Source organism: Anaeromassilibacillus sp. An172 (assembly GCF_002160515.1).
GTDB lineage: Bacteria > Bacillota > Clostridia > Oscillospirales > Acutalibacteraceae > Limousia > Limousia pullorum.
The window spans coordinates 17,726-43,522 of record NZ_NFKS01000018.1 but is presented as its reverse complement, the minus strand read 5'-3'; the positions used below and the strand labels follow the sequence as shown (position 1 = coordinate 43,522).

The 25,797-nt window shown below is 40.3% G+C and carries 16 protein-coding genes and 1 riboswitch; of the genes, 12 read left to right on the top strand and 4 right to left on the bottom strand.

The features are described from left to right. Nucleotides 1–192: 192 nt before the first annotated feature. The 10 genes from thiC (at nt 193) to B5F08_RS08990 (ending at nt 19,127) form a co-directional block, all read left to right on the top strand. Nucleotides 193–1,506, top strand: coding sequence for a phosphomethylpyrimidine synthase ThiC (gene thiC, locus B5F08_RS09035; protein WP_087378511.1), 1,314 nt, complete (start codon nt 193–195; stop codon nt 1,504–1,506). 50 nt (nt 1,507–1,556) lie between these two features. Then, nucleotides 1,557–2,198, top strand: coding sequence for a thiamine phosphate synthase (gene thiE / locus B5F08_RS09030; protein WP_087378509.1), 642 nt, complete (start codon nt 1,557–1,559; stop codon nt 2,196–2,198). Next, nucleotides 2,195–2,854 carry an HAD family hydrolase gene (locus tag B5F08_RS09025; RefSeq protein ID WP_087378506.1) on the top strand — a complete coding sequence of 220 codons (660 nt, stop codon included), beginning with the start codon at nt 2,195–2,197 and terminating at the stop codon, nt 2,852–2,854. The genes thiE and B5F08_RS09025 overlap by 4 nt, the downstream gene beginning before the upstream one ends. Continuing rightward, the gene (thiD, locus tag B5F08_RS09020) at nt 2,851–3,633 is read left to right on the top strand and encodes a bifunctional hydroxymethylpyrimidine kinase/phosphomethylpyrimidine kinase (protein ID WP_087378504.1); all 783 of its coding nucleotides are present in this window, start codon (nt 2,851–2,853) and stop codon (nt 3,631–3,633) included. Before B5F08_RS09025 ends, thiD begins: the two co-directional genes overlap by 4 nt. A 195-nt stretch (nt 3,634–3,828) precedes the next feature. After that, on the top strand, nt 3,829–5,655 hold the full coding sequence (locus tag B5F08_RS09015) for a DUF885 domain-containing protein (protein WP_087378502.1): 1,827 nt from the start codon (nt 3,829–3,831) through the stop codon (nt 5,653–5,655). 390 nt (nt 5,656–6,045) lie between these two features. After that, the gene (locus B5F08_RS09010) at nt 6,046–14,778 is read left to right on the top strand and encodes a DUF7601 domain-containing protein (protein ID WP_143256384.1); all 8,733 of its coding nucleotides are present in this window, start codon (nt 6,046–6,048) and stop codon (nt 14,776–14,778) included. Nucleotides 14,779–14,847: 69 nt separating this feature from the next. Continuing rightward, nucleotides 14,848–16,686 carry a SpaH/EbpB family LPXTG-anchored major pilin gene (locus B5F08_RS09005; RefSeq protein ID WP_087378543.1) on the top strand — a complete coding sequence of 613 codons (1,839 nt, stop codon included), beginning with the start codon at nt 14,848–14,850 and terminating at the stop codon, nt 16,684–16,686. A gap of 98 nt (nt 16,687–16,784) precedes the next feature. Further along, nucleotides 16,785–17,645, top strand: coding sequence for a class C sortase (locus B5F08_RS09000; protein WP_087378498.1), 861 nt, complete (start codon nt 16,785–16,787; stop codon nt 17,643–17,645). Next, complete coding sequence (locus tag B5F08_RS08995; protein ID WP_087378496.1) at nt 17,635–18,480, top strand: class C sortase; 846 nt, start codon at nt 17,635–17,637, stop codon at nt 18,478–18,480. The genes B5F08_RS09000 and B5F08_RS08995 overlap by 11 nt, the downstream gene beginning before the upstream one ends. Beyond that, a complete protein-coding gene (locus tag B5F08_RS08990; RefSeq protein WP_087378494.1) occupies nt 18,477–19,127 on the top strand; it encodes an LPXTG cell wall anchor domain-containing protein in 651 nt (216 codons plus the stop codon). The genes B5F08_RS08995 and B5F08_RS08990 overlap by 4 nt, the downstream gene beginning before the upstream one ends. A 45-nt stretch (nt 19,128–19,172) precedes the next feature. On the opposite strand, the gene B5F08_RS08985 is transcribed toward B5F08_RS08990, so the two are convergent. Next, complete coding sequence (locus B5F08_RS08985) at nt 19,173–19,484, bottom strand: YbjQ family protein (RefSeq protein WP_087378492.1); 312 nt, start codon at nt 19,482–19,484, stop codon at nt 19,173–19,175. Nucleotides 19,485–19,821: 337 nt separating this feature from the next. Here B5F08_RS08985 and B5F08_RS08980 point away from each other — a divergent pair, with 337 nt between their 5' ends. Together B5F08_RS08980 and B5F08_RS08975 are read left to right on the top strand one after the other, a co-directional pair. Continuing rightward, a complete protein-coding gene (locus tag B5F08_RS08980; RefSeq protein WP_087378490.1) occupies nt 19,822–21,198 on the top strand; it encodes a citrate/2-methylcitrate synthase in 1,377 nt (458 codons plus the stop codon). Nucleotides 21,199–21,239: 41 nt separating this feature from the next. Next, nucleotides 21,240–21,313: riboswitch (Fluoride riboswitch) on the top strand. A gap of 151 nt (nt 21,314–21,464) precedes the next feature. Beyond that, complete coding sequence (locus tag B5F08_RS08975) at nt 21,465–22,643, top strand: cation:proton antiporter (protein ID WP_087378488.1); 1,179 nt, start codon at nt 21,465–21,467, stop codon at nt 22,641–22,643. A 47-nt stretch (nt 22,644–22,690) separates the two neighbouring features. Here the strand turns inward: B5F08_RS08975 and cimA are convergent, their stop codons facing one another. Genes cimA through B5F08_RS08960 form a run of 3 tightly spaced genes read right to left on the bottom strand, consistent with a single transcriptional unit; the run spans nt 22,691 to nt 25,795 of the window. Continuing rightward, the gene (gene cimA, locus B5F08_RS08970; protein WP_087378486.1) at nt 22,691–24,292 is read right to left on the bottom strand and encodes a citramalate synthase; all 1,602 of its coding nucleotides are present in this window, start codon (nt 24,290–24,292) and stop codon (nt 22,691–22,693) included. A gap of 57 nt (nt 24,293–24,349) precedes the next feature. After that, the gene (locus B5F08_RS08965; RefSeq protein WP_087378484.1) at nt 24,350–25,045 is read right to left on the bottom strand and encodes a 5'-methylthioadenosine/adenosylhomocysteine nucleosidase; all 696 of its coding nucleotides are present in this window, start codon (nt 25,043–25,045) and stop codon (nt 24,350–24,352) included. Between the two features lie 15 nt (nt 25,046–25,060). Next, a complete protein-coding gene (locus tag B5F08_RS08960) occupies nt 25,061–25,795 on the bottom strand; it encodes a 16S rRNA (uracil(1498)-N(3))-methyltransferase (protein ID WP_087378482.1) in 735 nt (244 codons plus the stop codon). Nucleotides 25,796–25,797 lie beyond the last annotated feature (2 nt).

Here is a 25,797-nt window from a genome sequence, read left to right as displayed (position 1 = left end):
AATAATAAAAACCCAACCAAGAGCGAGCCATTCCAAGTAATAAGGAAAAGGTCTCGCCCGCCTTGAAACGGTGTTTATTTTTAAGCAGAAGTTTTGCAAGGCGGAAACAAAAGCCTCGCCCGCCTTGAAACGGTGTTTATTTTTAAGCAGAAGTTTTGCAAGGCGGAACTAAAAAAGAAAAGGAGAAATGGTATGAGAGAGTATTATACACAGATGGAAGCGGCTAAAAAGGGGATAGTTACACCTGAAATGGAGATTGTTGCCGCAAAGGAAAATATGGGCGTTGATAAGCTTATGAAGCTGGTTGCCTGCGGACAGGTTGCAATCCCTGCAAATATCAACCATACATCACTGTCGCCGGAGGGAATCGGTTCAGGACTTAAAACAAAAATCAATGTAAACCTGGGTATTTCCGGCGACTGCAAGGACTACAGCGTGGAAATGCAGAAGGTTGATATGGCTATAAAGTTTGGCGTTGAGGCTATTATGGACTTGAGCAACTACGGTAAGACAAATACTTTCCGTCAGCAGCTTATTGAGAAATCTCCTGCAATGATAGGAACTGTTCCTATGTATGACGCTATCGGTTATCTTGATAAGGACTTGCTTGAAATTTCAGCAAAGGACTTTTTGAAGGTTGTTGAAGCCCACGCAAAAGAGGGCGTTGACTTTATGACAATCCACGCAGGTATCAATAAGAGAGCGGTTGAGGCTTTCAAGCGTGAGGGAAGAAGAATGAATATTGTTTCCCGTGGCGGCTCTTTGCTTTTTGCATGGATGGAAATGACAGGAAATGAAAACCCATTCTATGAGTTCTATGACGATGTTCTTGAAATCCTCCGTGAATATGACGTTACAATCAGCTTGGGCGACGCTTTAAGACCAGGCTGTATCGACGACAGCTCCGACGCAGGACAGATTGCAGAGCTTATCGAGCTTGGAAATCTTACAAAGCGTGCATGGGAAAAGGACGTTCAGGTTATGGTTGAAGGCCCAGGTCATATGGCAATGAATGAGATTGCAGCCAATATGGTTATGCAGAAGAGAATTTGCCATAACGCTCCTTTCTATGTTTTGGGACCTCTCGTTACAGATATCGCTCCGGGCTATGACCATATAACATCAGCAATCGGCGGAGCAATCGCCGCCGCTAACGGCGCAGACTTCCTCTGCTACGTAACACCTGCTGAGCATTTAAGACTTCCTGATATCAACGACGTTAAAGAGGGAATCGTGGCAAGCAGAATTGCCGCTCACGCCGCAGATATCGCAAAGGGTATCCCGGGGGCAAGAGATATTGACAACAAGATGTCAGACGCAAGACATAAGGTTGACTGGGAAGAGATGTTCAGCCTTGCAATAGACGGAGAAAAGGCAAGAGAATATTTTGAAAGCACACCTCCAAAGGATAGACATACCTGCTCAATGTGCGGTAAAATGTGCGCAGTAAGAACCACCAACATGATTTTGGATGGAAAAAAGGTAGAATTCTGCACAGAGAAATAAATTTGTGATATAATAAAGCCGTATTATTTATTTACATACGGAGGTACACAATGAGTATATCAAAGGAAACCATGCTGCTTTACGGAGTCACCGACAGGGGAAACCTCCACGGAAAAACTTTGTTGCAGCAGGTGGAGGAAAGCTTAAAGGGCGGAGTTACTTTGGTTCAGCTTAGGGAAAAGCACCTGAGTTTTCAGGAGTTTTTGGAAGAAGCCAAAGAGATGAAAGAGCTTTGCCATAAATACGGAGTTCCCCTGCTTATAAATGATAATGTGGAAATCTGCATAGAAAGCGGAGCCGACGGCGTTCATGTGGGACAAAAGGACATGGAAGCCGGAGCGGTAAGGGAAAAGCTTGGCAAGGATAAAATAATAGGAGTTTCCGCAAGAACAGTGGAACAGGCAATGGCGGCGCAAAACGCAGGCGCTGACTATTTGGGAGTTGGAGCAGTTTTCTCAACCTCCACAAAGGAGGACGCAAAACCTCTTGACCACGAAATTTTAAAGGCTATAACCAAAGCGGTAGATATTCCGGTGGTTGCCATAGGCGGAATCAGTTCCGAAAATGTTTCGCAGCTTAAAGGAACAGGAATAGACGGAGTGGCGGTGGTTTCCGCAATTTACGGCAAGGAAAACCCAAAGGAAGCCGCAGAAAATCTTAAAAGACTTGTTTCGGAAGTGGTAAAAGGATGAATTTCCCCAGCGAAATAACCGGAGCGATTTTCGATGTAGACGGAACCCTTTTAAATTCCATGAAGGTGTGGGAAGGCTTGGCGGAAAGATACCTCATGTCAAAGGGAATTACACCGGAAGAGGGACTTAGCCAAAAGCTAAAAACCTGCACTGTTTCCCAGGCGGCGGACTATTACAGAACTCATTACGGTTTGGATTTGTCCACAGATAGAATTATCTCGGAAACCAACGATATAATAAGAGAATTTTATGAAAATCAGGCGGAAATGAAGCCGGGCGTAAAAGAGCTTTTAAATAAATTTTCGGATATGAAAATAAGAATGTGTGTGGCAACCGCCACCGACAGAGAGCTTATAGTTCCGGCACTGAAAAGAAACGGGATTTATGATTGCTTTTGCGCAGTTCTTTGCGGCGATGACATAAAGACGGGAAAGGACAGTCCGGAAATCTTTTATAAAGCTTTGGAAATTCTCAAAACCGATATTAAAACAACATGGGTTTTTGAGGACGCTCTCCATGCGGCGCAGACCGCAAAAAAAGCCGGTTTTAAAGTCGCTTGCGTATATGACAGCTGTTCCCATGAAAATCAGCCGGAGCTTGTGAAGCTTTCCGACCTGTATTTAAAATCTTTTGATGAATTGGATTTGATAAAATGATTAAAAAAGTATTGACCATCGCCGGTTCCGATTGCAGCGGAGGAGCCGGTATTCAGGCTGATATAAAGACAATTACCGTTCATAAAATGTACGCCATGAGCGTTATCACAGCTTTGACCGCTCAGAATACCACAGGTGTTTACGGCGTTATGGAGGCGACTCCGGAGTTTGTAGCCCAGCAGATTGACTGCGTGTTCAACGATATAAGACCTGACAGCGTGAAAATCGGCATGGTTTCAAATAAAGACATTATAAAGGTGATTGCCGATAAGCTTAGAGAGTACAAGGCGGAAAATATTGTGGTTGACCCGGTTATGATTTCCACCAGCGGAAGCCGTTTGATGTCCGAGGACGCTTCTCAGATGCTTATAAATGAGCTTTTGCCATTGGGCAGAGTTATAACCCCGAACCTCCACGAGGCTCAGGCTCTCTGCGGCTTTGAAATAAAGAGCCACGAGGATATAAAAAATGCAGCTGTTAAAATAAACGAAATGACAGGGGCAAATGTTTTGGTTAAAGGCGGACACCTTGAGGATACCGCCGACGATTTGCTCTATGGTGACGGCAAGTTTTATGTGTTCCCCGGTGAGAGAATAGACAATCCAAACACCCACGGAACAGGATGTACACTTTCCTCAGCCATAGCCTGTAACCTTGCCGCAGGAAAAAGCCTTGAAGAAAGCGTAAAATGCGCCAAGGAATACATAACAGGAGCTTTGAAAGTAAACTTCGACTTAGGCAAAGGCAGCGGCCCCCTTATGCACAATTATCTTTTGTGATTTTAAAATTTAATACATATTTGCAGCGTCGGAAACGGCGCTGTTTTTTTATTTGAAGTTAGTCTGTATATTCTGTGAAGATTTACTAAATAATTATTGTAAGACTGAGATTTTTGTTGTTTTTCGGCAAAATGATGATATAATTATTTATAACTATATAGGTATTGCGTGATTATAAGGAAAGGGTTGATTTTATTGAAGAAAAAAATCTCGGGGGAAGCTTTTAAAAAGGCTTTGGCTCTGCTTCTCTGTGTGATAATGGCTTTTGGCTTTTCCGGGTGCAATCTGATAGGTATGACCGGAATGATTACAGATGTTTTGCTTAACCAAGGAACTCAGGAGGAGTTTGAAGAGCTGGTGGAAACAATGGCTGTGGAATCCGCCGAAAGCTCATATATGACCACACATATTATGATGGAAAATCCGGAGGATTACGGCGTTGATAAAAGCCTTTGTCCTTTGGAATTGTCCCCTCATTTTGACGACAGCACATGGGAGGAAAGCAAGGAATCACTTGAATATATGAAATCTGAGCTGAAGAGATACAATCCGAAAACCTTGTCGGATGATATGCAGGCGATTTATTATTATCTGGAATTTTATATCGAATCTTCTTTAAGGCTCAGCCAGGATGAGTTCAGATATTACGGCTGCGCATTTGAATCAATCAGCGGAATACATGCCCAGCTGCCCAGTGTTTTATCAGAATGGGATTTCCGTTCGGAACAGGATATAAAGGATTTAATAGAGATTATAAGGGACATTCCCGCCTATATTGATTCACTGATAGATTACACAGAAATTCAGGTGAGCAGAAAGGAATGGACTGGAGACGCCCAGGAGGTTACCGACTACTGTCAGGATATAATCGACCAGGGCGAGGATTGCTCCATGCTTCATGGAATGCTTAATAATATTAAAAAGGTTGATTTGACCGAGGAACAGCTTGACCAGTATACAAAAGAGATTACCGAGGTTTACAACGACTGCATTATACCTGCATATCAGAGTATAATCGACGAGATGAAAAGCATAGATGAAAGCGTTCAGCCCAGAAGTATTTGGGAGCTTGAGTACGGTCAGGAATATTACGAAGCTCTGTTTTATTCACAGACAAGTGTGGACGAGGATATCGACGATATTGTAAGAGAGCTGAACAGCCTCAGACAGCAGATTCTGTATCAGCTTCAGATGATTATATATGAAAATCCCCAGCTTGCCACAACTTTGGGAGAGGATATAACAACAGGCTTTAGCAGTTATGAAGAAATAATAGAGTATTTAAAGGGAAGATACCAGGAGGATTTCCCTGCAATAGATTTTCCGGACTATGTTGCCGACCCGCTGGAAGAGGATATGGAGGTTGAGGGAGTTGCGGCGTACTTTGTTATTCCTGCCCTTGACCAATCTTCACCTATGAAAATACGAGTAAATACAAGCTCCCAAAGCGATGTGTCCTCGGCAAGCACCTTTACCACAATAGCTCACGAGGGTGTTCCGGGACATATGTATCAGACCGCCTATTCCTATGAGAATTTAAGTCCATGGGCAAATATTCTCTGTGGATTTACCGGATATACAGAGGGTTATGCGACATATGTTGAATTATACAGCCTGCAATATCTTTCCGATGTTGAGGGTATTTCCGATGATGACCTGAACTTTTTAAGACTTTACAATATGTACGACTATTTTACAGTAGCATATCTTGATATACAGGTAAACTATCACGGCATGACATTGGAGGAAATGGCAGCAGAGCTGGGATATTCCGTAAATGATGCGGAAACCCTGCAGCCTGTGTATGACCAGCTTGTATACAATTCTGGAATATTCCTGCCATATTATATAGGCTTTTTGGAGTTTTACCAGCTGAGAGAGGACGCACAACAGGCGTTAGGTTCAAAGTTTGACGATAAGTCTTTCCACGAGGCAATCCTAAAAAGCGGTTCAGTGCCATTTAATGTAGTTGAACAAAACGTAGAGGAATATATATCCTCAAAACAATTTGCAGCAGCGTAAATTGAATTTTATAAAATAGTATTTAAAAGCGTTTAGAATTCATTGATTTCAATGAATTTTAAACGTTTTTTTATTTTTGATTAATATACAAAATTGTTTTTTGGTGTATTTATAGAAATTTTGAAATGTTTTTTTGCTATTTAGTACAATCAATTCTGATAAGTCTATAATTTACTGATATATTTTAATATTTCAATTATGCAAAAAAAGCGAATGTAAAAAAATGGTTTAACAAACTTTTTGAATTGGAAGTATCTCTTGTAAAAGAATTGTAAAACAATATTATTATAAAAATTAAAGGGATCTCTCGAAGGGTTTTTGAATTCTTTTGTATGATATTGCTTGATATAAACCTATAAAAAAGCTTTAAGTGCTTTTTTGTGCTTTGTTTTGGCTTTTGAAAGTCTTAGTATTGCAGCTGCTGTCGATGAGCCGGATAATAGTGACAAACAGCAAACCATAGCCGTAAAGGATATATCTGGAAATAACAATCTCGTATTCTCTATAGCCGGTATGGAGGAAACTCAGGATGAGCTTGCGTATAATCTGAGCTTGGATTTTATGGTTGAAAATCCTCAGGGTGACTATAAGGTGAACCCGGGGGATAAATTCAGCTTTAGTCTGCCGTCAGATATTTTCACCGCTGAAGATACACAGGAAGCGGTGGCAATTTACAGCGAATCCTCAGCATCCTTTGGTGATATAAAAACCGAGGTGAAAGGAGAAAAGATTGCAGAATATACTGTAAAATCTCAAGTAGTTGAGGTTGTATTCTGCGATTATATCGAGCAGGTGGAGAATGTCCAGTCATTGTTCGGAAGAATAATGATAAAGATAAATCTTATGAGAAAAGCTCTGACCTTTGAGGAACAAAAGTCAAAGTGGGATATTCAAACACTTGAGGACGGAACGGTAAGAAGTCTGGAAATACAGCTTCCTGCAAGACAAACTGTTGAGTGGTCTGAAAGAACAGAACAGTTCACAGTGTCACAGACAGACAACGGCGAAAACGAAAAGACAGTTCAGTTTTCATTTAACGAAAACAAGGACAAATTCCCTCCTATGGAAGGAGATACAGCTGTAATTGCTGTAGGTGAGGAATGGCAGATTAAATCAGAGAAGATCGATGCTGAACCGGCAGAAGCTGAAAATGCGGAAGAGTCTGAAGCTGAGAAATCTGTTGTTACAAATTATCTTTTAGTTGAAGGCAACACAGAGCCTTTTGCTTTGTACAAATTAGAAAACGGCAATCTGGTTATTACATTTGAAAAGGAAGTTGAAAACATCGATGATATTTCAAAAATAAATGGTCAGATTTCTTTGGAAAAGATTCCTGAGCCGACTGAAGAAGAGACTGCCGAAACAACTGAAGAGATTACAACGGAAGAGGTTACAGAGCCTGCAACAGAGGAAACAGCTCAGACAGAACCTACAGAGGAATCTTCACAGGCAGTTTCAAACGCCGAAAATAATTCCGATGTATCTTTATTGGCAGACGATTATGATATTGATGAAAACGGAGTTTTAATTAAATTTACAGCATATAACTCACAGGCTGAAGAACAGGATATTTATTGGATAGACAATAATAATTCCAATAATGTAAGACCCGGTGTGGATGATGTAAAGGAACAGCTTTATAACAACGTAAAGTTTACCGCTACATACACATATACAGAGAACAATGAGGAGCATATAGGAACGTTCACAAGAACCTTAGCTGAGCTTGGTGTTGATAAAAGCAAAGTGACAGTTACAGATTTGGGCGGAACAAATCATTATGTGTTTAATGTTGCCAGTTCAGGTCTTCCGTCAGCAGCAAAAATTACTGTTGAGGATAAGACATATGAAAATATAAAACTTACATGGGATTACACCCTTGATACAGAGCTCTACACAGATCAATATTATTACGTTGATGTAAATGAAAATACTGTAGATCAGTGGCCTGTTTCAGGCGGAAATTTTGGCTGGTATTTCTCAAAATCCATGGATTACAGCATAGACATTGAAGTAAGACGTGGACAGCAGGCTATGTATGGTATAGATGAGGTTATTGCTGATTTGTACCACTTCTACTATGTTACAAATGTTTATGTAGAGGGAGAGCTTGTAGAAGAACATTCAGCTATAAGTGATTTGACAAGTCGAAATGATATTGTTTGGGGAGAATGGGATTACGATACAAATACATTTAAGGAAACAAATACCTTTACAGTAAAACATCTTCCTATGTACAATCTTGACGGTTCAGAAATTTTGTATTACATAGACAGACCTGAAGAGGGCGAAGAATCTAAAAAGATAGAACATCTTATTTACAACGGAGAAGACCTTCTTCCAGGTGATGACTATCTTTTGGAAACAGTTGAAAACGACTTGGTTTCCAACTTCGGAACAGATACAGAACGTGTACATACAGGCGGTTTGCTCATCCTCACAAGAACAGGATATAGAGAGTATAACGCAACTAAAGAATGGCACGACGAAGCGGACAGCAGTACAAGACCAAGGCTTGAGTTCCAGCTTTGGCGTGTTGCGTATAGACCTGGCGATGACCTTTCTACTCTGTATCAGTCAGCAACGCCTGTAAAAGATAAAACAGATAAACAGACTGCAACCTTTGTTATTGAGGCAAACAGTACAGAAGATACACAGCAAATATCTTTTGAAGAAATGTTTAATCCGATTGCAGGAATAAAAGAAGGTTATCTGCCTAAATACGATAAGGAAGGTTATCCCTATATATACTTCACAAGAGAGTATATGAGCGGAGAAGGTGTATCAAAATATAAGGTTGTATACGGAAGCGTTCAGCCTGACGGAACAATAAAGGATACTCTTCTTTATGACCAGACCGAAAGAGACGGTTTCGACAACAGTATTTATAACGGAGGAACTGTAAGTAATATACTTATCGGAAATGTAACGACATCGGTTGAAAAAATTTGGGACGCAGCCGCTTTCCAGAGCGCATTGACAGATGTAATGGTTGTTTTAAAACTTCAGTGCAGACCGGTTGATGCAGATCAAGGAGATGAAGACAACTGGGTTGATACAGAAATAACCCATGAAATGGACAACTTCATCGCTGAAAATCTTGAACAAAGTTACTCACAGAGTATGTCGAAGTATGATAACTTCGGACGTGAACTGGAATACAGATGGGTTGAAGAGGAAATATATCAAGGAGAAAACAATGATACCAACCTATTGAACCCTGACGGAAGTTTTATCCTTAATCAAAATGGATATGAAGTTTATTATAATTCCACGTTGTCAATAGATAAAACAGAGGCTGGTGTGTATCACACGTCTATTCTTAATAAGATTGAAGATAAGACAGAGGTTATCGCAATAAAGGAATGGAGCGATGAAATACCTATAGAACAGAGAACACCTGTTGAACTTATGCTCTATAGGGCAGGGTACGATTCCACAAGATATCCTTTAAGAACCATAAGTCAGAGAAACTTTGAAATCGACGGAAATGTGGATGAAGAACCTACACCGCTTTATATATTTGCAGATGGAACAGGAAACCATTTTCTTGCGGGCTATGTTCAGGAAACAGAGCCTTGGAAAGCTCACTTTACAGAGCTGGACAGATATGATAAAGACGGACATCCATATGACTATATTCTTCTTGAGGAAACACATGGAAACTGGTATACAGATTATTCCACAACAACTGATGATAAAGGAATAATAACCACAGTTATCACCAACAGCCCTCCTGTTGTAGATAGCTTTAAGATTTATCTGCGTAAACGCTGGATAGACGATGGTGACGCACAGCACAGAGAAGATGTAACCTACACTATATACTACCAGGAAAATGACGGAAGCTTTACGGAAATCGCAAAACAGGTGATTACAGCTCAGGATAACTGGTGGAAGCGGGTTAATCTTAATGCGGAGTATAAAGACAAAAAATTACTTGTTCTTGAAACACAAGTAGGAAACGTTAGGATAGACTACTTTGACCAAGAAGGAAATCCAATGGACCCAGGAAGTATTGAAACAATTTTCAATATACAAAATGGAAAAAACGAGGATTCTCCATTTATACAATATGAAACAGACTATCATAAATATGAAGCTACATATATGATGGTTCAGCTGGAAAATCTTAATTTCTATACTGTTTCCAACAGACGTCTGGGAAATATAGATATTACCGTTGAGAAAAACTGGGTTGACGGTGAGGATGAATATATTTCTAACGAGACACGTAAGAAGTTTATATCTGACCTTAAAGGTCTGGGATACAAGCTTGTTTTGAAATTGGAGTTTGCTCCCGGATACGAAGATAAGGGCTATATTGATTACGAAGAAAATACAGTTACCATGGTAAATGAAAAAGAACCTATTAAAGATGACAACAACAATTATGTTTCAGCAGTTCAGGATGTTTCAAAAGAAACAGCAAACTCCACATACTATTTCTGGAATCTTCCAAAATATGATGAGTTTGGAACACTTGTAAGTTATCAGGTTACTGAGTATGTCTATGATGAAGCTAAAGATAAGTATTATTCTTTAGCTGAATTAAAAGCTAATGGAATTATAGATACAGAGTATAATTCAAACTCTTATCAGGTAAGCTATGAGCTTTCAGAAGGTCAGCATAAAAATGACAAACAGGGAGTTGCAGTTACTAATGGTTTGTCAGGAAGCAAAGAAATCTTTTTCAGAAAAGAATGGAAAGATGCTTATCGTTATAAAAACGGCGAACGCCCTGACATATACTTGGATCTTTACAGAGTAGTTCATGTGAAAGATGAAGAGGGTAATGTGGTTGAAAAAATAGAGAACATCTATTTGGATAGCAAGTGGAGTTTCCATAATGATGTAAACTATTCAACCTGTAACTTCGGTTCGATGCCTAAATATGACTCTTTGGGATATGAAATTTTCTATTATGCCCGAGAGAAAATGAGAATCAATAAAGAAATATTTGACTATACTGAGGTTGAATATAAGTACTGGGAAGACCCTTCCGATAATTCGGTAATTGATGAGGAACATCCTAACTGGGAAGAATACCGTGATATAGGTACCGAATACGGCGGCCTGCTGTCTACAGAAAAAGATAAAACATTGCTTAGAGAGTATGTAGAAAACGGCGAAAAAGTTTACCTGCTGAAAGAAAGAGGAATGCTCGTAAATAAAATTGCCGCAAATGTAACCATAGACGGTAAAAAGATATGGGCAAATCTTCCATCAGGATTTTTGCAGGCAGATCTTCCGGAAGTAAAGTTTTCTATCTATCAGTTTATAGAGGATACAGACCCGGGAAATGACGAAGATTTAAACCAAGAAACTCCGATAGCAACACTTACAGTAACAGACTGGTCAAAACAGATTGTTAATGGTGAATATAACTTTAAGATTTCTTACGATGGTGAAAATACCAATAGCATAGATAGTGAAGGTAATTTGGTGGCTGAACCTGTTGGGGCAGACCAAGGAAGACTTCCTAAGTATGATGATAACGGTGAGCTTCATGTTTACCGGCTTCGTGAAGAGGTTATAGGCTTGAACGGTTCAGATGCAAATGACATTAACCTTGTATTTAAACAGCCTGTAATAAATAACTACGCTATAACAAATGGTTATAATCCTCAGCTGGGAAGTGTAAGTGTAAGAAAATGGCTTGATACAACGCCGTTTAATGACGACGAGGAAAAGCCGACAATCTATTTTGCCCTTACACGAACATATAAAAACGATGAAGGAAATGTTGTTTCCGACCCGCATTTCATACAAGTTATGAAAATTGACTACAAAGACTTTGTAAATGGAGTTGCCGATATAACATTTAAAGACCTACCGATTTATGCGCCGAACGGAAACTATTATACCTATAAAGTTGCCGAAAATGCTAATAAGCTTATGCAGGGCGGTTACGATATGACCGCAGGCAATGGACTTTTGGCACAGGATGCAAACGGAAAATACACTGTAACTGACGACAATAAAGACGGTATAGTAGAGGTTGACGGACTTATTCCTATAAAGAATAACGATGATGGAACTATTCCTGATCCACCTGCACGCCCGAACAGCAATCTTACAAACTGGGCTACATTTAAAAACGTGTACAACACAGGTGATGACGCTTCATTGTATTTCGGAAAAGAGTGGGTTGACAATAACAATACAAACGGTTCAAGACCGAAGACCCTAACATTTGAAATATACAGAAGTGCAGACGCTCAGTCAGGACAGGGAAACGCTATTTCTGAAACAAAAATAGGCACATTTACAGTAACTATGCCCGATAATTGGAATGAGATAAACAGTATTAGCAATAATCCTGCAAATGAAAATATAACCATTGATAACACATCTATAGAGATGGTTAAAAACTTAGATATTTCAGTAATATCAGCCTCCGGAAATTCTGCCGACTGGACAGGCACAGGTGATTTTGCAACATCCAAATATTGGCTGTTCCAGCTTGAGGGATTGGAGATTTATGCGCCTAACAGTATGCCGTGGAAGTACAAAATAACTGAGATTGACACAGGTTTAAATGGCTACAACATAGCTATAGGCTCCGATGGTGTCCAGTTCACATATTCAAAGGGAACAAATAGTTACAACACAATGGGAAATGCAATTTCAAAATTGTTTAAAAACAGTGTTGAAACCTCATATACTATGTGGAAGAACTGGAGAAAAGATATCGGCGACTTTCAGAATTCAACAAATAAAACAGGATATAATATAAAGCTTGATTCAACATTATATGTTGCAGGAGTTCAGGCAAAACCTGACGGAACAGCTCCGGATGCTGAACAGTATAATAATCCTGATTTGTGGAAAACTGTTACCTCTTCAGAATTTAAAGATATTCTTAGTGCATACAACGTACAGGAAAACAGAAGCGTTACAATAAATAACGGCGCAACTTTGGGAGCAAAGAATGCGGCAATCAGTATAGATGCTGAACATCTTCCTGTGACAGTTATGTATAACGGCAATGTTTACTATCTCAAATATTATATGATTGAAAGTAAACTCAGCTTTATAAATTCTTCAAATACTACCGTTTATTATGAGGAATTCACACCGACATTTAAACTTTATAATAAAAAGGGAAAAGATTATCCAGACGTTTCAAGAATAGGTTTTTATCTTGATACACAGTCATATATTCTTAAGGATACAATCAATGGTATTTATGAGGAAACTGCATTAAATATTTTTGAACCTGTTGTTTCCAGTGAAGAAATTCTTAATAATATCCACGATGCAGGACTAAGGTCAGTGTATACAAATACACAGGATATTACAACGGATAAATCTATTTACCCATATATTAACTTCTATGATGGAAATACCAAAAAGGAAAGCACTTTTGTTAACCTGTATGGCGAAACAAATCTTAAGGCTGAGAAAACTTGGGTGGATGACGCCGAGAATATTTATGGTACAAGAGAACCAAACGGTGACGGATGGAAGATTGTCTTTAATATACAATATAAAGACAAGAACAATCCAAGCAGTTCCTGGGAAAACTTTAAATATGGAAGCAATGCTGCTGCCATAACAATTACCGGTGAAAACAGCGAGGATAACAAGAGCAATACAGTTACTAATCTTCCGGTATTGGGTGTTTTACCTAATGAGGGCAACACAGGTTATGATATTGTGGAGTTTGAGTATTGTGCAAGAGAAGTTTACAACAGCATAGTCATAAATAATGAGGAAATCTACAGAGATATCTATAAGGCTATTTATGACGAAGATACTCAGCCTGATGCAGAGAATAACCTTTATACCTCATCTGTAACAAACCATATGATAACCATTGAGCTTGAAGCCACAAAGAATTGGGAGGATACATACGGAGAAATAACTCCGATTGATATGATTTCACCTGTTACCTTTGAGCTTCAGTATCAGGATACAGCCGGTCAGTGGACTTCATTTAAGACCCCTGCAAAGGTTACTTTAAATGGTGAGCCTGATGATGTTAACCAAAGTGACCTGCCGGCTTGCTATGAGGACATAGCATGGCACGCAGTATGGAACTTTGTTCCAAAGGTTATGCCGGGTTCAGCAACTACCGGAGAGGGAGACGCTAAGCAGACAATCTACAGAATAGTAGAAACATCTGAAAATGCATATCCAACTGACGGTGATACTGAATTGAATAAGGATAATACAGACCCGACGAAAGAAAATGCATACTCAATCACCAATGAGCTTACAGAGCTTAGGATTGAAAAGGTGGTTGAAAAGTATGTTGACGGAGCTGTTGTAAATGATAAGTTTATTTTCACAATTTCCGGAGATATGGACAATATCAATCTTTATTATAAAAAGTATAATAAGGGTGACGGAGCTGCGGTGCAGGATGAGCTTGCAGAGCAAGGTCAGATGGTAATTGCTTCGGGAAAAACAAACTTTGAACTTTCCGATAATCAGTATATTGTAATCTATGGTTTGAAGAAGGGTAAAACCTATACTATAACCGAAAATTCCGGAAAATATACAGCTTTCTATAAGGTAAACAACGGAACGGAAACAGAGGGAAATACCGCCTCGGTAACTATTCCTAACAGCAAGCCTGCCGATATGGATTACGTACTTTTTACCAATAAGCGATTTGGCAAGATAACAATCAATAAGGTTGATGAGAATGATAAAAAGCTTAACGGAGCTACTTTCCTCCTGGAGAAAAAGGTAAATGATTCAGCCACAGGAACTGAAAGCTGGGAAGAAGTAGAAAGAAAAGTAACCGGAGCTGACGGAGTTGACGGTGTTGCTGTATTCGACAAGCTTGACCTTAATGTGAATTATAAGATTACAGAGCTTAGTTCCGCAGACGGTTATAACAAGCTTATCAATCCTATAGAAGTATATCTGCCGCTTGGAAGTGATACTAAGGGCGAAAATCCGTTGTATGATACAGAGATAAACGGACTATATTACTACGCCGAAATAACATACACAATCGGAAACAATGCATCCCTTGAAATCCCGACAACAGGCGGAAGCGGATTCTTTAATCCGGGTATTTTAGGAGTATCAGCTCTTATTCTCGTAGCATTCTTCTATGTAATAAGAGAAGACAGAAAACGCCGTAAGGCAAAATCAAAGCTTTAATATTATGCAGATTAGAGTACATCTGCTTAATAGAATAAAAACAAAATTTTAGAAAGAAAGGTGTAAAAAATGAAGACAAATAAACTGTTTAAAAAACTGATTGCTTTCTTTATGACAGCGGCATTGGCAGTAGGATGCTTCTCAATGACAGCGTCCGCAGCCGCAAAACCTTTGGATGAGTCTGATGTAACAATAGCAGACTTGGCTTATTACAATGGACTTATTGGTGCAGAGCCAACAGCAGCGGCTAACGCAACAATCAATATCAGCAAGTACGTTGAGGTTGATAATTCTGATCCTGCACAGGCAGATACAAATGCACCTGTAAGAGGAGTAGATTTCAGCATTTGGAAGATTGGTGATATCTTCCAGGTACAGGATGGAACTGATACCCTTATGGCATATGGTATTTCAGATTCATTGGCAAAAACTATAGGACTTATCGGTGACTACACCGTAACAAAGGACGGAGGAGAATACGTTCTTGTTAAGGACTACAAAGAAATAAATGAAGCCCTTATGAAGACATTCCCTGAAGGTTATAATGATGAATTGGGCTACAATATTACAGACGATAATACAAAAACTACAAATGATAACGGTCTTGCTACTTTTACAGGACAAAAATATGGTCTTTATCTTGTAGTTGAATCAAGCGTTGCAGAGGCACAGATTAAAAATGCCGATGCTACTGACTGGGAATACATCACAATCACAAGAAAGCAGGCTCCTTACGTTGTTTCCGCTCCTATCTATGATGTAGATAATAACGGCTGGCTTGCAGAAATCAATGCAACAGCAAAGAACGTAACAGGTACAGCTGATATCGACAAGAAGATTGTTCGCTCATATGACGGAACACTTGGATATGCTGACGGAGAAGTTCTCAATGATACTGACGTAACAAATGTTAACGATGTTGTAGAGTTTAAATTTATATCAAAGGTTCCTGACCTTACAGACAGTAAAGATAATACAGCTATTGATATTGACAAATATGTAATCACCGACGCAATAAGCAAGGGTCTTACCCTTCCGGAAACATTCTCTGATGCTAACATAGTAATCACAGATAAGAATAATGTAAGTTATACTTTTGGAACAGATTATACAGTAGCAGAGGGCGTAGATGTTGGCACAGAAGGATATAAAGGCGGAAGCACATTCAGCATTACATTTACTCCGGACGGTCTTGCAAAGCTTACAAATCTTGCAAAAGCTATGAGTGACGGTGAAGTTTATGTTTACTACACAGCTACAGTAAATTCTGAGGCTATTGTAGGAGAAGCAGGCAACCCAAACAAGGTTAAGCTTACATTCCAGGCAGGACAGAGCCATGAAATTGATACAACATGGAAAGAAGTAAAAGAATTTATCTTCGGTATGGAAGCAAACAAGCTGTTTGACAATGCTCAGAAAAATGATTTGGCAGTAGATGTTAGATTTAAGCTCTATACAGATGAAGCTTGCACAAAGGGTATTGTAGTTACAGGCGATAAGGGAAACTATGTATACAGCGGTTCCGGAGAGGCAACAGAACTTATGCTTGACGGAAACAGCAAGCTCTACATAAAGGGTGTTCCTACAGGTGTTGACCTCTATTTGAAAGAAACTGTAACATCAAAAGGCTACAACATTCTTAAAGAACCTGTAAAGGTTAATCTTGTTCCTGCTAAGGGCAATGACGGCGAATACACAGGTGTACTTGCAAATATTTCAAAAGTAAACGGTACAGCTGCAAATTTGACAGCAGGCAACACAGCTGTTACATTTGCAATTAACAATACTTCAGGCTTCCAGCTTCCTACAACAGGCGGAATGGGTGCATGGATATTCGCAATCCTTGGTGTTCTTGTAATCGGCGGCGGCGTAACCTTCTATGTTATCACACGTAAAAAGAGAACATAATTTAAGGAATACAATAAATTAAAAATCCGCAAATAATTGAAAGGTACAGGGAGTTTTTACGCTCCCTGTATACTGGCAGAAAGGACTGATCCCCTTAAATGAAAAAATCCGTAAGGGTGACAATTACCGTTTTTGTTGTCGCCATAGGCATATGTCTTGCGGCATATCCGTTTGTCAGCAATTATCTTTATGAGCTTCGTCAGGACGAGGTTATAACAGATTATGTGACGGATGTGGAAAATCAAGGGGACAGAGCGGTAGAAGAAGAAAAACAAAAAGTAGTAGAATATAATAAGAGCCTTTTAAATGCCAATGTTGTGCTTACCGACCCTTTTGACCCTGACGCAATAAGAAACGCACAGGCAGAGCCATATAATTCTCTGCTTAATTTAAACGGCGACGGAGTTATGGGATTTCTGTACATACCTGCTATAGATGTAAGGCTGAGTATTTATCACGGTACAAGCGCAGAAGTTCTGGAAAGCGGTGTTGGTCATCTTGAATACACCTCAATGCCGATGGGCGGAGAGGGAACACACACGGTTATGTCTGCACATACAGGACTGCCGGGAAAGAAACTTTTCACCGACCTTGAATTATTGGAGGAAGGCGACATATTCTACATATATGTGCTTGACGAGGTTTTGGCATATCAGGTTGACCGGATAAAGATTACCGAGCCTGATGACGTTTCAGAACTTTCAATTTATCACGACAAAGATTATGTTACTCTTGTAACCTGTACACCATATGGTGTAAATTCTCACAGACTTTTGGTAAGGGGAGAGAGAATCCCTTACCAAGAGGCAGAGGCGGTTTCTCAGGAAACAGAGAAAAAAACCGGAAGCCAATGGATGAGGCAATATTTTTACGGAGTAATTGTGGGCTTGATAATTTTCCTTATTTTGCTTATGATTTTCTTTAAACTCCGTTCATGGAGGAAAAAATATGAAGGATAGCACAAGAAAGAGAATTTTATTTCTGTTTGTACTTGTGGGGCTTATGATTATAAACTATCCTTTTGTAAGTCAATGGGTAAATAAAGGAAGCGAAAGCCGGGTAATTAACAATTACGAATCCATAGTACAAAATATGTCGGAAGATGAGAAAGCTGAGATTATCTCTTTGGCAAATGAATACAACCAGCGGCTTGCCCAAAGTCAAACCGGAATTACCGACGCTTTTTCAACTGCATATAAAGCTGATGAAGAATATAACGGTCTTTTAAATCCGGGCGGCGACGGAATAATGGGATATATAAGCATACCGAAAATAGATGTAAATATACCCATTTATCACGGCACATCAGCATCTGTTTTGGAAAGCGGAGCGGGTCACCTTTATGGAAGCTCATTGCCGGTGGGCGGAGAAAGCACACATGCAATCCTGTCTTCTCACAGTGGACTGCCGTCAAAGGAGCTTTTCACAAACCTTGACCAGCTTGATACAGCAGATTACTTTTATATAAAAGTGATGGATGAGACCCTTGAATATCGCTTTGATTCAATAGAAACGGTATTGCCTCATGAAACGGAAAGTCTTGTGATAAAACAGGGCGAGGATTTGGTAACTTTAGTGACATGTACGCCGTACGGAGTTAATTCTCACAGGCTTCTTGTAACGGGACACAGGGTTTACTCTGTAGATGAAGAAGCGGAAAGCACTACTGAGCATATCGAAGAGGGCATAAGCGGCATGCTTAAAATAATATTTATAATTTCTATAATAGTATTGATTTTAGCGGGGAAGATTCTTCTTTTTCCCTGCCGTAAAAGGGAAAGGAGGAAACAATGAAAAGCAACTTCAAATTTAAAAAGTTGATATTTGCAGCTGTGTTGATTTTCTGTCAGCTTGTTTCCTTTGTAAGTGTCAGCGCCGCAGCAACCGGCGAAAAGGGCAGTATCCATGTGAATTTAAACGATCTGGGTACAGATTTTGAAGGGGTAGAGCTTACCTGCTATCAGGTTGGCGTGCCTCTTGGAAGCAATGCTGTTGAATGGACCTTGACTGAAGAGTTTAAGTCCTCAGGTGTGGTTTTTAACAAATTGGAAACTGCTCAGGACAATATAAACGCTGCGTCTAAACTCAGCGCAGTTGCAAAGGAAAACGGTGCTGCAGGAATTACTGCAGAGTCCGATAAAAACGGAGTGGTTAAATTTGATAATCTGGATATGGGAATATATCTGATTGTTCAGACAGACTCCGCAGATTACGGACTGGTAAATTCTTTCCTTGTATCTGTTCCGTATAAAAATGCGGAGGGCGACTGGGTGATGGATGTTGAAACCCAGACAAAAGGAGAAAGCTTTGAGCCTACTCCTCCGCCTCCTCAGACAGGACAGGAAAATAATAACAATATGCTGCTGATATTTATCTGCGGAATATCTGTTATTTTAATAGGTGTTATGTTGTTTGCAGGTAAAAGACAAAAGACAGAATAAAAACTTCGCCGGCAGTTTTCCTGCCGGCGTTCTTTGTAAATATAATTATTTGTATCTTACCGCTGTTCCGTATGCCATTATTTCTGCTGAACCCTGCATAATTTCAGAGCTTGTATATCTTACGCCTACTATAGCGTCAGCGCCAATTCTTGCGGCGTCGTCCATCATTCTCTGAGTTGCGATTTCTCTTGATTCTCTCATCATCTCGGTATATTCTGTAACTTCTCCGCCCACGATGTTTCTAAATGAAGCCACAAAATCTTTTCCCATGTGTTTTGCCCTTACGGTGCTTCCCGTAACAATTCCCAAAGCCTCAAACTGAACGCCGGGGATAAAATCTGTAGTAACCAATAACATATGTATGTCCTCCTTTGGTCAAAAAATTACAGTTTGATTATAACACTTATTTAATTTTTAGTCAATATTGCGGAGAAATATAGCTGTGTTTTTTAAAATAATATAAGTTTTGATTATATTTTATTTTTTATAAGTCATAAAAGAGGGAAACTTTGGTAAAAAACGGAAAATTAGGGTAAAATAAAACTGTAAATGCAGGATTTTGAGTTTATTTATTCATTTTTATTTTTAAAAACTTAGAAAATTCAAGTATTTGTAAAATATTTAATTTTAATTGAAAAATATATTGATTATTCCTGCATATGGTGGTAAAATAACAAATGGTAAAAACAAATTCATGGGAGTGATTGCAGTGCAGAACAGCTACAGCGATTTAATACCGGAAATTTTAGAATACAGTGAACTTTGTAAGAAAAACGGAAAGATTGACCCTGAGCTTTACAATAAATACGATGTAAAGAGAGGTCTTAGAGATAAAAATGGTAAAGGTGTTTTGACAGGCCTTACCGAGATTTCAGAAATTAACGCCTTTGAAGTTGTGGACGGCAAAAGAGTTCCTATTGACGGCCAGCTTTTTTACAGAGGCTATAATATAAGCGATTTGGTAAACGGCTTTATTAACGATAAGCATTTTGGCTTTGAAGAAATAACCTATTTGCTTCTTTTTGGTGAGCTTCCAAACAGGGAACAGCTTAAAAAGTTTAACGAGCTTTTGGGTTACTACAGAACTCTTCCAAACAGCTTTGTAAGAGATATAATCATGAAAGCTCCAAGCCGTGATATTATGAATGCCCTTTCAAGAGAGGTTTTGACACTTTATTCCTATGACCTTAAAGCCGACGACACTTCTATTGAAAACGTGTTAAGACAGTGCTTGCAGCTTATTGCACTTTTCCCTGTTTTGTCTGTTTACAGCTATCAGGCATACAACTACTACCACGACAATCAGAGCTTGTTCATACATTCTCCACAGCCTAATCTTTCAACTGCGGAAAACTTTCTCCACATGCTCAGACCTGACAGCTCTTATACAATGCTTGAAGCAAAGCTTCTTGATATGGCTTTGGTACTTCATGCAGAGCACGGCGGCGGTAACAACTCCACCTTTACAACACACGTTGTAACAAGTTCAGGCACAGACACATATTCAGCCATTGCGGCGGCTTTGGGTTCACTTAAAGGCCCTAAGCACGGCGGCGCAAATGTTAAGGTTGTTCAGATGTTTGATGAAATCAAGGAAAATGTCAAGGACTTCCACGACTACGACGAGGTTGAAGCCTTTGTTTCAAAAATTCTCGATAAGGAAGCATTTGACAAAACCGGTCTTGTTTACGGTATGGGTCACGCAATCTATACAAAGAGCGACCCACGTGCAATGGTATTCAAGGGTTATGTTGAGAGCCTTTCCAAGGAAAAGGGCAAAGAGGATGAGTTTGCTCTTTATCAGAATGTTGAAAAGGCAGCAGAAAAGCTTATTTCCCAGCGCAGACATACATTCAAGGGCGTTTCTGCAAATATCGATTTGTACAGCGGCTTTGTTTACAGTATGCTCAATCTGCCACTTAAGCTTTATACACCGCTTTTTGCAATCGCAAGAGTTACAGGCTGGAGCGCACATAGAATTGAAGAACTGGTAAATCCAAGCAAGATTATCAGACCTGCTTATGAAAATGTACAGCCAAGACATGAGTACAAGACAATGGACGAAAGATAATTGTTTTATCTTGTAATTTATAAATAAATATGTTATTATAAAAAGGTAAGGGGAATGAAGTTCTCCCCGGGATAAATCCCGAACCGCAATTATTGCTGATGACTTCTGCGAAATTTCCACGCAGAAGTTGTCGGCTTTTTTTGTTTTATAATAATGTATAAAGCAGAAAGCTTGCCTGGAGCGGTAAAGGGATTCCAAAGGGACCACCGTCCCTTTGGCAGGAGGTTTGGAGGACAGAGTCCTCCAAGGAGAGGAGTTAAAAATTTATGTTGAGAAGTTTGGCGTTAATTTTTCTTGTGGGTCTGCTTATGGGAAGTATTTTTAATAAATTGAAGCTTCCCTCACTGCTGGGCATGATAATAACCGGAATGATTTTAAGTCCCTATGCTTTAAATCTTCTTGACCCGTCAATTATGGGAATATCGGCTGATTTAAGGCAGGTGGCGCTGGTTGTAATTCTCACCAGAGCAGGTCTTTCGCTGAATATTGAGGATTTGAAAAAGGTGGGACGCCCGGCAATTTTGATGTGCTTTGTGCCTGCATGTTTCGAGATTGTAGGTGTAATTTTAATAGCCGTACCGCTGCTTGGGGTTTCTGTTACGGAAGCCGCAATAATGGGAAGCGTGCTGGCGGCGGTTTCTCCGGCGGTTGTAGTTCCCAGAATGTTAAGAATAATGGAAGAGGGCTACGGTGTGAAAAAAAGTATACCTCAGCTTATTTTGGCAGGCGCTTCCGTTGACGATGTTTTCGTAATAGTTTTGTTTACAGCCTTTACATCCATAGAAAGCGGCGGAGAGGTTTCTCCCGTGTCCTTTGTTCAAATTCCAATATCAATCCTTTTGGGCGTGGCTTTGGGTCTTGTATGCGGACTTGCCCTTATATGGTTTTTCAAAAAGTTCCACATGAGGGATTCGGTAAAGCTTTTGATTTTTTTGAGTATTTCCTTTTTGCTTATTGAACTGCAAAATGAACTTGAGGGAATAGTTCCTATATCGGGACTTTTGGCTATAATGAGCATGGGCGTTGCCCTTTATAAATGGTACAATGTGCTGGCGGTTCGACTTTCCTCAAAATACAACAAGCTGTGGGTAGCGGCTGAAATTCTGCTCTTTGTGCTGGTTGGCGCAACTGTTGATTTAAACTATGTGGCTACTGCGGGACTTTTGTCCGTGTGCGTTGTAGTTTTCGCCATGATGTTCAGAATGGCAGGGGTTTTCTGCTGTCTGCTTAAAACAAAGCTTGATAAAAAAGAGAGAGGCTTCTGCATGGTGGCTTATACACCAAAAGCCACAGTACAGGCGGCAATCGGCGGAGTGCCACTTTCAATGGGTCTTGCCTGCGGAAATCAGGTTTTAGCCCTTGCGGTAATAGCAATACTTATAACAGCACCTTTCGGAGCTATCTGCATTGATAAGCTTTATAAAAAGCTTTTGAAAAAAGAATAACAAAACAATAAACGCCATGCAGAAATAAAAACTGCATGGCGTTTGTTTTAAACATTTACCGGAATAAGGGTGACTGCGTTGTCTACTGTGTCTTTTATGAGCTTGTACTCTATTGACTCGGTGAGGGCAAGTCTTGAGGCGTCCACAACGTCGCCGGAAACTCCTATTGTTGTCCAGATACGCTTGCCGTCGGTGGAGGTTATCAAAACTCTTACCGGTGCGGCGGTTGCTTTTTTGCTCTCCATAACTCTAACCTTGTAGTCGATAAGCCGCATTTTCACAAGGCTTGGGTAAAATACCTCAAGGGCGAAACGCAGAGCCTTATCAAAGGCGTTGATAGGGCCGTTTCCCTCTGCCGCCATAAGCTGGGTTTTGTCGCCCACCTTTACCTTTACTGTGGCGGTGGCTGAACATCCCTCTTCGCAGGGTCTGCCTGTTACAATCTTATAATTGAGAAGCTCGAAAAAGTTCTTGTAAGCTCCAAGACAGCGGCGGATAAGCATTTCAAAGGAGCTGTCCGCACCCTCGAACTGATAGCCCTGAGCCTCAAGCTTTTTAAGCTCTTCCAAAACCTTGAGAGTTTCGGGACTGTCCTTTGTTATGTGAGGATTTATTTTTTTAATCTCCTGCAAAACTGCGCCACGTCCGGTTATTTCACTCATGAGAATTTTTCTTGTGTTTCCCACGGTTTCCGGACTTATATGCTCAAAGCTTCTGGGAAGCTTCAAAACTCCGTCGGCGTGCATACCTGCCTTGTGGGCAAAGGCGGCAGTTCCTGTATAAGGCTCGTTTCTCTTTATACTTATATTGCATATCTCCGCAATTTTTCTGGCGGAGGGAGTAATCTTGGAAAGCTTTCCCTCGGGTATGCAGGTTTTGTTAAGCTTTATGGTGAGATTTGGGATTATGGTGGAAAGGTTTGCGTTGCCGCATCTTTCGCCGAAGCCTAAATATGTTCCCTGAACGTGGGTAGCTCCGGCTTTTACCGCCATAACCGTGTTGGCAACAGCCATACCCCTGTCGTTGTGGGTGTGTATTCCTATTTTATCCGGGAAAAGGCTGTTCATTTCCTGACAGATTTCAAAGATTTCATCGGGGAAAGCTCCGCCGTTTGTGTCGCAGAGTACAAGGGCGTCTGCGCCTGCATCGTAGGCGGTCTGCAAAACCTTTACGGCGTATTCTTTGTTGTCCTTGTAGCCGTCGAAGAAATGCTCTGCGTCAAAGAAAACCTCTTTGCCTTTGTCTTTGAGATATTTTACCGTGTCGTATATCATACTGAGATTGGTTTCACCGTCTGTAGCAAGGATTTCTGTAACATGGAGAAGCCATGATTTTCCGAAAACCGCCACGGCTGAGGTTTCGGTATCCAAAAGGGCCTTTATGTTTTTGTCCTCTTCAACGGTTTTGTCCTTGCGCCTTGTGCTTCCGAATGCCACAAGGGTGGAATGTTTAAATTTTTTCTTGGTTTTAACCATTTCAAAAAATTCCATGTCCTTGGGATTTGAAAAAGGGTTTCCCGCTTCTATGTAATCTATTCCCAAATTGTCAAGGGCGGTGGCTATAGCAAGCTTGTCCTGCAATGAAAATGAAATGCCCTCTCCCTGAGCTCCGTCACGGAGAGTGGAATCAAGTATTACAACTTTGTCCATTTATCTCGCCTCTATCATTTTTATTTTTCCTCTAAAAGTTGTTTTTAGCAAATGTAATTAAATATTTGATATGTATTCTTCAATAACCGCTATGGATTTTTCTGCGGCGGATTTGCAAAATTCCATGTAGTCTGTTCCCTCGTTGGATTTCAGGTCGTCGGAAATGCTTCTCAGAATTGAGAAAGGAACTCCGTTTCTGTAGCAAACCTGTCCGACGGATGCGCCCTCCATCTCACATGCCATTGCTTCAAAGGTTTTGCCGATTTTAAGTCTTTCCTCAACATCGGAAATAAACTTGTCGCCGGAGGCTATGGCTCCTGTTAAAACAGTTGTGTTTTCAAGCTTTTTGCAGGCGGAAAGAAGTCTGTTTGTCACGTCTTTGTCGGAGGGAATGTAGATAAGCTGTTCATCGTTAAAGCTTATCTGTCCCAAAGGGTCGCCCAGGGCTGTTATGTCCATGTCGTGCTGTAAGACCCTGTCTGAGATAACAATGTCCCCTACGGAAAGCTTCTCGCTGAGAGAGCCTGCAACACCGCTGTTTACAATGGACTGGGGCTTGTATAAATCAATCATAATCTGGGTTGACATGGCGGCGTTTACCTTGCCTATGCCGCATTCAGCCACAACAACGTCCATGCCGTGGATTTTTCCCTTTGTAAACTCGATTTTTGCCACGGTTGTTTTTTCTATGTCGCTCATCATATTTTTAATGCCGTCGGCTTCAATAGCCATGGCGCAGATAATTCCTGTCATGTTAAAAATCCTTTCTCAATCCATATTTCCTGTTTCGTACATAATTATTGTTAGAGCCGCCAAAGGAGCTGTTTCCGCACGCAAAATTCTTTTTCCAAGGGTAGCGGTGGTTCCACCTGTTTTCAAAAACTCTGAAACCTCCTCAGGGTCGAAGCCGCCCTCGCTTCCTATGAAAATTCCCAGAGATTCAATGTCCTTAATTCCGGAGTCGGAAATTTTTTCTCCGCCCTTTTCATAGAACAATATGTTTTTGCTGTTTTCTTTGCATTGCTCCAAGGCTTTTTTAAAGTCCAGAGGTTCGCCGATTTCAGGTATAATTCCTCTGTGGGACTGCATTGCCGCCTGCTGGGCGATTTTCTGCCAGCGCCGGCACTTTTTCATAAGGCTTTTTTGGTCGGGTCGGGAAACACAGCGTTTTGTAATAACCGGCACAATTTTGTAAACTCCAAGTTCAACTGCCTTTTGGATTATGGTGTCCATTTTGTCGCCTTTTGTAAGAGCCTGATAAAGTGTGACCTTTATTGAAGCTTCGTTTTTGCAGGGCTGGCTGTAGAGGATTTCCGCAGTTACAACGCCGTTTTGAATTGATGTTATTTTGCAGAAATGCTCCTGTTCATTGGAGTCGCAGACGGCGATTTCTTCACCTGCCGCCATTCTCAGAGAACGCTCAATATGGCGTCCGTCCTCTCCGTCAATTATAATGTTTGTTTCTTCCCTGTCCACAGGGCGGTCTATAAAAAATCTGGGCATAA

What these genes read in the sequence shown, in the direction of transcription:
- thiC (WP_087378511.1), top strand. Translation starts at nt 193, where the DNA reads ATGAGAGAGTATTATACACAGATGGAAGCGGCTAAAAAGGGGATAGTT.
- B5F08_RS08965 (WP_087378484.1), bottom strand. Translation starts at nt 25,045, where the DNA reads ATGACAGGAATTATCTGCGCCATGGCTATTGAAGCCGACGGCATTAAA.
- thiD (WP_087378504.1), top strand. Translation starts at nt 2,851, where the DNA reads ATGATTAAAAAAGTATTGACCATCGCCGGTTCCGATTGCAGCGGAGGA.
- B5F08_RS08995 (WP_087378496.1), top strand. Translation starts at nt 17,635, where the DNA reads ATGAAGGATAGCACAAGAAAGAGAATTTTATTTCTGTTTGTACTTGTG.
- B5F08_RS08960 (WP_087378482.1), bottom strand. Translation starts at nt 25,795, where the DNA reads ATGCCCAGATTTTTTATAGACCGCCCTGTGGACAGGGAAGAAACAAAC.
- thiE (WP_087378509.1), top strand. Translation starts at nt 1,557, where the DNA reads ATGAGTATATCAAAGGAAACCATGCTGCTTTACGGAGTCACCGACAGG.
- B5F08_RS09005 (WP_087378543.1), top strand. Translation starts at nt 14,848, where the DNA reads ATGAAGACAAATAAACTGTTTAAAAAACTGATTGCTTTCTTTATGACA.
- B5F08_RS08985 (WP_087378492.1), bottom strand. Translation starts at nt 19,484, where the DNA reads ATGTTATTGGTTACTACAGATTTTATCCCCGGCGTTCAGTTTGAGGCT.
- B5F08_RS08975 (WP_087378488.1), top strand. Translation starts at nt 21,465, where the DNA reads ATGTTGAGAAGTTTGGCGTTAATTTTTCTTGTGGGTCTGCTTATGGGA.
- cimA (WP_087378486.1), bottom strand. Translation starts at nt 24,292, where the DNA reads ATGGACAAAGTTGTAATACTTGATTCCACTCTCCGTGACGGAGCTCAG.
- B5F08_RS08980 (WP_087378490.1), top strand. Translation starts at nt 19,822, where the DNA reads ATGGGAGTGATTGCAGTGCAGAACAGCTACAGCGATTTAATACCGGAA.
- B5F08_RS08990 (WP_087378494.1), top strand. Translation starts at nt 18,477, where the DNA reads ATGAAAAGCAACTTCAAATTTAAAAAGTTGATATTTGCAGCTGTGTTG.
- B5F08_RS09000 (WP_087378498.1), top strand. Translation starts at nt 16,785, where the DNA reads ATGAAAAAATCCGTAAGGGTGACAATTACCGTTTTTGTTGTCGCCATA.
- B5F08_RS09025 (WP_087378506.1), top strand. Translation starts at nt 2,195, where the DNA reads ATGAATTTCCCCAGCGAAATAACCGGAGCGATTTTCGATGTAGACGGA.